9 protein-coding genes are annotated in these 8908 nt (G+C 37.0%); 4 read left to right on the plus strand and 5 right to left on the minus strand.

All coding sequences use genetic code 11. The features are described 5' to 3' along the window. The first annotated feature begins 123 nt into the window (after positions 1-123). Positions 124-381: a hypothetical protein gene (locus tag AN490_RS02545; RefSeq protein ID WP_299999662.1), complete on the plus strand. Its 258-nt coding sequence runs from the start codon at positions 124-126 to the stop codon at positions 379-381. A gap of 326 nt (positions 382-707) precedes the next feature. Here the strand turns inward: AN490_RS02545 and AN490_RS02550 are convergent, their stop codons facing one another. From AN490_RS02550 to AN490_RS02565, 4 genes are all read right to left on the minus strand, one after another. Continuing rightward, complete coding sequence (locus AN490_RS02550) at positions 708-1292, minus strand: GNAT family protein (protein ID WP_299999663.1); 585 nt, start codon at positions 1290-1292, stop codon at positions 708-710. Between the two features lie 35 nt (positions 1293-1327). Then, the gene (locus AN490_RS02555; protein ID WP_299999664.1) at positions 1328-2407 is read right to left on the minus strand and encodes a ThiF family adenylyltransferase; all 1080 of its coding nucleotides are present in this window, start codon (positions 2405-2407) and stop codon (positions 1328-1330) included. Positions 2408-2429: 22 nt separating this feature from the next. Further along, positions 2430-3251 (minus strand): class I SAM-dependent methyltransferase, encoded by an 822-nt coding sequence (locus tag AN490_RS02560; RefSeq protein WP_299999665.1) that lies wholly within the window; start codon positions 3249-3251, stop codon positions 2430-2432. A 437-nt stretch (positions 3252-3688) separates the two neighbouring features. Next, positions 3689-4054 carry a hypothetical protein gene (locus AN490_RS02565; RefSeq protein WP_299999666.1) on the minus strand — a complete coding sequence of 122 codons (366 nt, stop codon included), beginning with the start codon at positions 4052-4054 and terminating at the stop codon, positions 3689-3691. Positions 4055-4806: 752 nt separating this feature from the next. Here AN490_RS02565 and AN490_RS02570 point away from each other — a divergent pair. Then, entirely contained in the window at positions 4807-5826 is a 1020-nt protein-coding gene (locus tag AN490_RS02570) for a type IV secretion system DNA-binding domain-containing protein (RefSeq protein WP_299999667.1), read from the plus strand. 261 nt (positions 5827-6087) lie between these two features. Beyond that, on the plus strand, positions 6088-6984 hold the full coding sequence (locus AN490_RS02575; RefSeq protein WP_299999668.1) for a DUF4351 domain-containing protein: 897 nt from the start codon (positions 6088-6090) through the stop codon (positions 6982-6984). 234 nt (positions 6985-7218) lie between these two features. On the opposite strand, the gene AN490_RS02580 is transcribed toward AN490_RS02575, so the two are convergent. Next, complete coding sequence (locus AN490_RS02580) at positions 7219-7881, minus strand: BRO family protein (protein WP_299999669.1); 663 nt, start codon at positions 7879-7881, stop codon at positions 7219-7221. A 258-nt stretch (positions 7882-8139) separates the two neighbouring features. Here AN490_RS02580 and AN490_RS02585 point away from each other — a divergent pair, with 258 nt between their 5' ends. Next, positions 8140-8862, plus strand: coding sequence for a hypothetical protein (locus tag AN490_RS02585; RefSeq protein ID WP_299999670.1), 723 nt, complete (start codon positions 8140-8142; stop codon positions 8860-8862). Positions 8863-8908: the final 46 nt, after the last annotated feature.

The raw sequence follows: 8908 nt of genomic DNA on the forward strand, positions 1-8908 counted from the left end.
ACGAGCGCCCATATTTTAATCACCTCAGTAGATTGATTTTCCGTATTTACTTATCTTTACATAGTTTGATTTCTTTGCGCCGACTTACTTACACCTGCTATTACTACCATTGAATCGGTATTTGTGGAAGATCAGGTTATTGGGGAGGCGATAAGTAAATTTAACCGCACTAATACAAATGTATTTATTAGCGGTGAATTATCAGTTGAGGATTTTGACACCTCAGTTTTACCGCGTGACCCTTACCAATTTAAGTTTATTGAAGCATCATCTACTAATATTAAATTGGAAGCTGCGCCATTAAAAACTGTGATTAAATTCTTAGGAGATGAATTTGCCAGTGGTAGTTTACAAATTCGGTCAATTGTCAGTAGTCAATAATTAAGGTCTAGCCGGGATAAGGGTAAAATGGGACACGTTGTAAATAAATGTTGCAGAAAACAATTTAGTGATTTATTAACTTGCCCGAAAATGGTAAAGAGACATTCACTTTTGCATACTAAAATCAAATTTTACGCGCTTCAGCTTCTCAAATTTGCTCATAAATAACCCTTTTTGGGGATGTTTTCATTTGAACAATCAAGTTCAGATAGAAGCTGAAACAACGGTAAATTAAAAGTTTTGAGAATTAAGTTTACAAAACTTTACAATGTGTCCCAATTTGCCCGTATCCCGTCTGAACCCCTTTTACGCCTTATTACAACATTTCAATCTAGCAATATTGAGGAATTGATAGCGGCACTGCTATCCCCTATTTCCTGATTTATCTGCTGCCATTCAGGTTGTAAGATGGCATACAAAATAGAATCACGCCATTTTTCCTTTACACATTTATGGTCTCGCAAACGTCCTTCAAATTGCATACCTATTTTTTGCATTACGCGCTGAGAAGCAGTATTGAGAGGTTCACAAGTGGCAAAAATTCGGTGTAAATTAAGCTGAACAAAGCCAAATTCAATTATCAACTTTGCAGCAGCAGTAGCATAACCTTGACTCCAAAAATGCTGGTTGAAGCAATACCCAATCCATCCCTCTCGATTAGTGAAACTGGATATATAGATCGCGCAACTACCAATCAATTTACCCTCTGATTTGAAGATTACTGCAAATTCATAGCTTTTGCGAGGTTGTTCTTGACGGGATGCCATAGCACGCTGAATATAAATTTGTGTTTCCTCTGCTGTATTTGGTCCCCATTCCATATATCTAACTACATCAGGATCAGAAGCATATTGATGCACTGCCTGCCAATCTTGTAATTCAAATTCTCTTAAAAATATGGGTGTTTTCATTTTTGGCAATGAGAAAAACAGTAAGTAGTAGTTAGCTAGTTTAGATGAGAGCAATGCCAACAGTTCAGGTCTTTTCTGTAACCAATAAGACTTTGTTCCAGAGTTATAAGATTAATATTAATTTCATAACCGAGAGATGGACATTCTCCAAACTGCCCAAGATACTTAATCACTTCTAAGACGGTTATAGATGAAACCATTGCATTCAGTGGACCAAAGGATGGAGCTTGCTGGTGTTGGGTAAATTTTGCTTTAATCATAGCTAATTCATTGTCTTCTTCTCGTTTATGCTGCTGTGATTGAAAACACTCGTAACAGGCAGTAACTCCATGCACAGTTAAAGGGCCAACTACTCCAGTGTCATTACGATAACCTGCGCTAATATAAGGAATTTGCAGTTTTAGACAAGCGGTGTCAGTCCAATTATGAATTTCTTTGGGTGAATCAGCAGATAAAATTAAGAAATCTATACCTTCTAAGTTCTTTTCAATTCCTGAAAATCCGTCAGCTTGGAAAGAATTGTAGCTCACTTTTGTTTGGCTATTCATTTGGCGCAATCGTTGAGCAGCTACCTCTACTTTCAGATGACCAATATCTGGCTCAGTAAACAAAATTTGTCGGGTAAGATTGCTAAGTTCAATTGTGTCAAAATCTAATAATCGCAATTCTTTAAAACCAGCACCAATCAATCCACTAGCTACCCAATTACCAATTCCGCCTACACCAAGTAAAGCAACTCTACTTTGAGAAATCCTTTTTTGTACTTCTAGCGCTTTCGCTCTTATTAAGTCGTAGAAGAGAAAATGTCTGTCATATCTGAGGAATTCCTGGTTAACTTCTTCAACCACTTGTAAAATTTGAGCATCTATTAATTCGTGACAAATTGCTAATACCTCATCCTTGGGTAATTGTAATGATGCGACGACCTCAGCAATAGACTTAGGTTGAAAAAAGCTCATCAATAAATCCAACGCTTCCTTATCTAAAGTGAGATTTTTTTGCCAATTATCACTCTTCCATATAATTATCTGGAATTGATTATTAGAGATAGTACGTTCGATAGACTTTAAGTAAAGATATCGAGGAAAAACTAGTTGAGTGTTTGCTGTCAACATAATTTGTATTTTTGGTTAATCACTAAAGTAAAGGTGTTGCCCAAATAGCTACATGAACTTCTAAATACTTGCGATTTTCGGCAAATATTTTTTCCCATTTAGCCCAACGCTGACTCAGCACCTCAAAGATAGACTCATCAGCCCATCGCATTTCATCAAGCAATTGAGAGTTGATCAACATTTGCTTGATTTCTTCAGCAGTAGGAGAAATTATTGGAGGTAAATCAGAAGTCTTCCAATATACTAAATCAAAATCAGAAAAAAGTTGTTTCCAATCAGCTTCAAAAAGAGGTTCTACAGGAGTTAAAAAAATTTTCTCCATTTGTTCGAGTATCTCTCGTGGCGGAGAAGAAACATAGTGTACATCAACAACACCAATGCGGGAACGTATGGGATTTAATACTCTTTTACATTCAGCAATTGCATGACGTTTATCTGATACAAAACCCAAAATACATTCGTATAGAGCCAAATCAAACTTCCCTGCGGGTAAATCTGATAAAACTTCAGCGCTACCAAAGACAAACTGAGGTGTACTAAGAGAAGCACGGCGACAGTTGCGTAAGGTAGCAGCAAGCATCCGAGGAGATTTTTCTACGATAGTTACTTGAGTGCCGCTTTCAATGAGCCGAGATGTTGTCCAACCAGTACCGCTACCAATTTCCAAAACACTTTCACCAACACAAACTTGAGCAGCATTAAGAACTTCTTGAGTAGTAACGCTACCACCAGGATGCATAGAAAATTCACCTATACAAGCAAGAAATTCAAAGTAGGGAAGCTCCATTAATTCTGAAAGTGAATCAACGCCATCAAGAGGAGAAAAAAAAGTGATATTCTGCATATAAAATCTATACTTTATTGTTTTTGACACCCCCATTTTTGGGGCTTTCAAGGACAGACTTTTTGGAATAAGCAGATGCTAGAATGTCAAAATTTAAGCTTTGTAACGCTTTCAGCTATTGCATTCTCCCAGAGTTACAAAAGAAAGTTAGCCACTTGCCGAGAAAAAAATGCCTAGTACCGTGCGGCGTAAATACACATACCATTTTTAAGCCTAGCGTACAGTCAAATTTTCGTAGCTTTTAATGGTCTGCTTATTTCCGCCAAGCTGTACTAGTCATATCAGATATATCTTACAAAGCGACTATATGGCTGACACCCTTGCCCTGAGGGCAAGGGTGTCAGTCTTCTCATCTGCCTAAAAAATAAAAACTTGTCTTTGAAGGAATCCTTGCGGATGGAATTCCAGCTAGTTTCCTCAATTATTTAGGACAGGTTTTAATTATTCTGAGCGATTTGATTGATTTCTCTGCCATCACGAATCTGAATCAGTCTGGAATTTTTCAAAACAGGTGATACTTCTTGAGTAACACCTTGTTTTCCTGGTTGAGAACTGAAAGTTTTTTGCAGAGGCAATACTGTTGAACTTGCAGGCTGAACTTGTAGATTTACCTTACAATTGGGAGCGCAGTTTTCATTTACTTCAGACGCGAATGGCACTAGCTGAGTTTGGTCTACTAGCGCAGCATTAGCACTCAAGTCATTGGTGACTAACAAAGTAGCAGCTGGTAACAACGATGCCAACACCTTAAAGCCTGTTGCAACTGCCTTGCTATGATAAACTTCTTCGATTTTCAAAAACATATTTTTTTTCCTTAATACTTGAGTCGGTTATTGGTAATAGATTTGAACCCAGGGCTTTTTAGATTTATGCCAAGGTATTAGGTGCATTTTTGTTGCACCTATAATTTAGGATAATATATAGTCAGCATAACTTTCCTGTCAGTGATTATGGTCACATCTTTAAGAATCGTTGCAATACCCCAAGAAGCTTGAAAATCTGGAAAATATGCTATTTTTAGCGATCAGGCTACGCCTGCCTAGGCATCAAATAACTTGTTAACAGGTTTAGTTCTGGTGAGATCGCGCTTTTCTGCGGACAATAACTTGTTAACAGGTTATTCGTTCTGGGGGATGGGGGTGATGGAACAGCGGTAAATGCTTGCTTACGCACTCCCCTAGCAACTTTTCCTTGCTTAAATCTTTCATCAGTCAGGGGCGATCGCACTTACTCAACTTGGCTAGACTGTGTTAAATTGGGAGTTTTGTACGCTAAGAAATCAGAGCAATTCGTACGGAGCGCTTCGCGATTGCCTAAAGACTTGTCATTAAAGATTGTTAGCACTCAACTCTCTTGAAATTTTTTAACGCCCATTGAACTTAAATACAAACAATTTCATTTAAATGACACTTTCTGAAACTATTGATAGTTAAGGTTTTCAGGATTTTGAGGTTTTCTTAGCGGACAAAACTTCCGTTTCGGCACAGTCTAGCCTAGCATAGATATAATAACGGTTTCCATACCACTAAAACTTTTAAATCTAAACACACAAGCTTTGAAACCAATTAATATGAAGCCATTACCACAGGCCAGACTTAAACCACAGGGTAAAGCTACTGAGAAAGAGCGATCGCACTCTGGCATATTCTTAGGGGAAAAATGCTACTGGAATCCTGCTAACTTACGAAATGGTCATGCAGTGGTTTTAGGGACTTCTGGAAGTGGTAAGACTCAAACCTTAAAATCAATGGCTTATGAACTACCGTCACTGTTCCCAGAAATTAAAGTTATTTTGATAGACTTACATGGGGATTTGGGATTACCTAATGAAGTCTGCTATAGGTTAGATGCAGAATCACCACATGGTTTAAATCCACTGGTTTTAGACTTAGATCCTAGAGGTGGTGGACCGGATCTTCAGTCAATCGGAATTTCATCAATCCTGAGAAAATCCTTAAAAATGGGAGATAATCAACAGGGGTTACTTCTCAACTGTTTTATAAGCTGCTATGAAAACAGGGGTGTAGAAGATGGTTGTAAAGATTCAGAAAAATTATTATTGAAAATGGCTGCTACATTTAAATATGGGATATTTAGCAAGCCGCAGCCGTCCTTAGATTTCCCACTCGTTAGATTTGATTTATCGGCATTAGCTAAAGTACCTGGATTATCAGCGATCGCCGCAGAAACTCTTTTAAAACAATTATTGGATTCTCATAAATTACAAGGTGAAATTAAAGATAAAACACCCCGTTGTTACGTCATCTTGGATGAATGCAAAGAAGTTAAATCATCAGATACACTTGCCAGAATATCAGCAGAAGCTCGTAAATTTGGATTATGTGCAGTTGTCGCTAGTCAACGTGATGCCCACATTTCAGGAGAAGTTTTGGCTAATTCTTCACTGAAGCTGGTTCTTGCTGTGGATGAAACTGAAATTGCTAGTGTTAAAAAAAGATTTAGATTTTCTGAAACTATGATTGCTTCTTTGCAACCCTTAGAGGCATTAGTCAGGATGGATGGTGACGGTATGAAAACTAAAATTTTGCCTTACTATTTGCGTATAAAGCAATAACTATTCTTTGATAATTAAATCTTTGACTTAACAATTCAACACATCACAAAGTCCATCTTATATTTTTTAACGTTCACCTATTTATCGTACTGCAATTTTAATTTTATTTAAGTCATAAAATATTTAGTACAAATCAACTATTTTGGGTTAAAATTATAAATAGGGTAAGTTAAATAGTTGAGCAAGTCCGAATTTTGAAAAAGTTTAATATTTTTGAGTAAATCTGGTTTGAAAAAATCAATATTATCAATTACTGAAAGTATGACGAGAACACCCCATGACAATTTTGCTAAAGATTTTTTAGAAGAACTACTTTCTCCATTAGGTAAAGTAGAAATCAGTCGTGAAGTGACTGATGAAGCGCGTCAAATTGATGTTTTATTTTCTCCATCTTCTACACCTACTCTTCCCCCTGAATCTATTGGCTTACTTGCTAAACTAGTAACTCAGACATCAAGTATAGAGATATTCCGTAATCAGCCGAATTTGTTTCAGGTACTAATGTGTGCGAATAAGCTATATTCCTATTTTGCTGAATTGAATCGACAAGCCAAGAGGGAAAATGTTTCTTTAGATGTAGAAAGTTTAGGAAGATTGCTAATTATATCCACTACTGTTTCTCAAGATTTGCTAGATACTTTTGGTGCTACAATAAATCCAGCGATTGATTGCAGTGGTGTATATTCCTTTCCTAAAGGATGGTTTGGTTCAATCATCGCAATTAATAAATTACCAGTTACGAAAGAAACTCTCTGGTTGCGAATTTTAGGTAAGGGACAAATTCAACGTCGTGCTGTTGATGAATTGTTGGCACTTCCAAACACCAGTGAGCATAAAGAAAATACTTTGCGGTTGATTGCTAATTGGCGCATTATCACTATTAAGCAAACAAATTTAATTGAAGAAGACCAGGAGATTGTTATGAATTTATCCACAGCTTATGTAGAATGGGAACAAAAAACTCTTGAGCAAGGTAGACAAGAAGGTGAAAAAAGATTAATTATCCGACAAATTAACAAAAGATTTGATGTAATTCCAGATGCTTTAGTTGAGCAAATTCATCAATTATCTATTGAACAATTGGAATTACTAAGTGAGGCATTTTTAGATTTTTCTACTATAACTGACTTGGAACAATGGTTAGAAAATAGAACATAGGTGGGAGAATTGGAAATCTTACCGGGGTCGGCAAGAATTAGTTTATCGCTTTGGAAGTTAAAAGCGATAGCGAAGCGCTCCGCAGGAATCGCAAAGCACTCCATAGCGATAGCGAAGCGCTCCGAAGGAATCGCTCTTTAATTCTAATGGGAAATATAGCGATAGCGAAGCGCTCCGAAGGAATCGCAAAGCGCTCCGAAGGAATCGCTCTATAGAAATCGCTACAATTAGTTTTTAGCCCTCTAAGTAATCCCTTAATAATTTTTTCTTGATTTGAGCTAAATCTTCCTTCTGTGCTTCTGTCAATTCGAGTCTAAATTTTTCTATTTCCAACTGTTGTTTCAATTTTTGTTCTGCACTTAAATTAATTGGTAATTTTTTGATATCGTTATCACCGGGGATAAATTGATGTTGACGGTACATAAACCTAAAATGCCGTTTGTCCTGTGATGGTAGTGCATCCCAAACTTTTGAATCCCAACCTGGTGGCATAAACTCAAGTTGCAACTGCTGAGAGTTTTGCAATTGATTTTTTTCAAGCTCCTGAACTCGCCTTTCTAATTCAGAATTTTCCTTAGCACCATAACCACCTGTCTTGCGAATTGATGGTAAAACTTCCTCAAAAACCCAATCTTGAAATTTCTCAGCAGATGGAAGATTGGATCTCATAACCAGTTGATATAATCCTGGTTCATTGATAAAAACTGGTTTTTTGCCTGGTCTTCCTAAATCTAGCTGTTGGCTATATTTAGTAGAAACACTATCCTGAACTGCTTCTGATGGATTTGTGTATCCCAAAGCCTTGGCAACTTGAGAAGCATTAAACCAAGGAGCGTTGTCAATAATGACTATCTCAAGTGCCTTAGTTCCAAACTTGAAAAGTGATATATTAATCATGTTCACTCTGCTTTAGTGGACTGACCAGTGAAACAGCCAATGGAGAATTTACGACATTCTCCTTTGGTTCTGGTACTACAATTTTACAATATTTTAATATGAATAATAATATAAATAACCTATTTTTATATAGCGATAGCGAAGCGCTCCAAAGGAATCGCAAAACCCTCTATAGCGTAAGAATCGCTCTTTAATTATAGTGAGAGATAAAATGTTATATTATTGATGATTCACGGTGTTTTAGTTTTGGTGAATTGTATGAAAAATAATAATTTGGCAATAAATATCTTTTTTGCAATTGCGATACCTGCGGTGAGCTTCGCTATCGCTCTATCAATAATTCTAGTGGGAAAACTCAAACCACAGGAGAAGCAAGCGATCGCGGAAACTGCACCCAAAGTAGAAACTGTTACAGAACAGGAAGAATTACCAAATAATCCACAGCAAAAAGACCGTCCCTTAAGAATGAGTATTTCTGTTGATAACCCATCATTTTTGAAAGTGCGGCTAAATGATGAGATTAAAATAGGTGATGTCATCTCTGACAACTCTAATGAGAGACAACGATTAGACCGTCAGAAAAAGGCGATTAAACTCCAAATTGACAACCTTAACTCTAAAACTCTAATAGCACCTACACCACCACCACCTACCCCACTATTAAAGAATTTACCACCATCTACATTTAGTGAAGAATTAGCGGCTATTTCCCAGGCGGAACTGAAATTAAAACAGGCTAGGGTTATTTTGAGCAGTCGTTCAAAGTTACTGACAACTGATAACCCAGAACGCCGTGCTGAATTTGAAAAGGCTGGTGCATCATTAGCGATCGCCTCCCAAAAGATTGAGGAACAAGAGCAGATGATTGTCGCCATGAACGACATGAAAATGCAATCAGAGATATTGCAGCATGAACAATCTAAATTAAAAAAACTCGGCTCTACCGCTCCCTTTATGATATTTTCGGTAAAATATCCCTGAAACCCCTACACCAATTGGATTTGAGGTTTTAATATTTTCAAAAATA

The organism is Anabaena sp. AL09 (genome assembly GCF_001672255.1).
Taxonomy (GTDB): domain Bacteria; phylum Cyanobacteriota; class Cyanobacteriia; order Cyanobacteriales; family Nostocaceae; genus Dolichospermum; species Dolichospermum lemmermannii.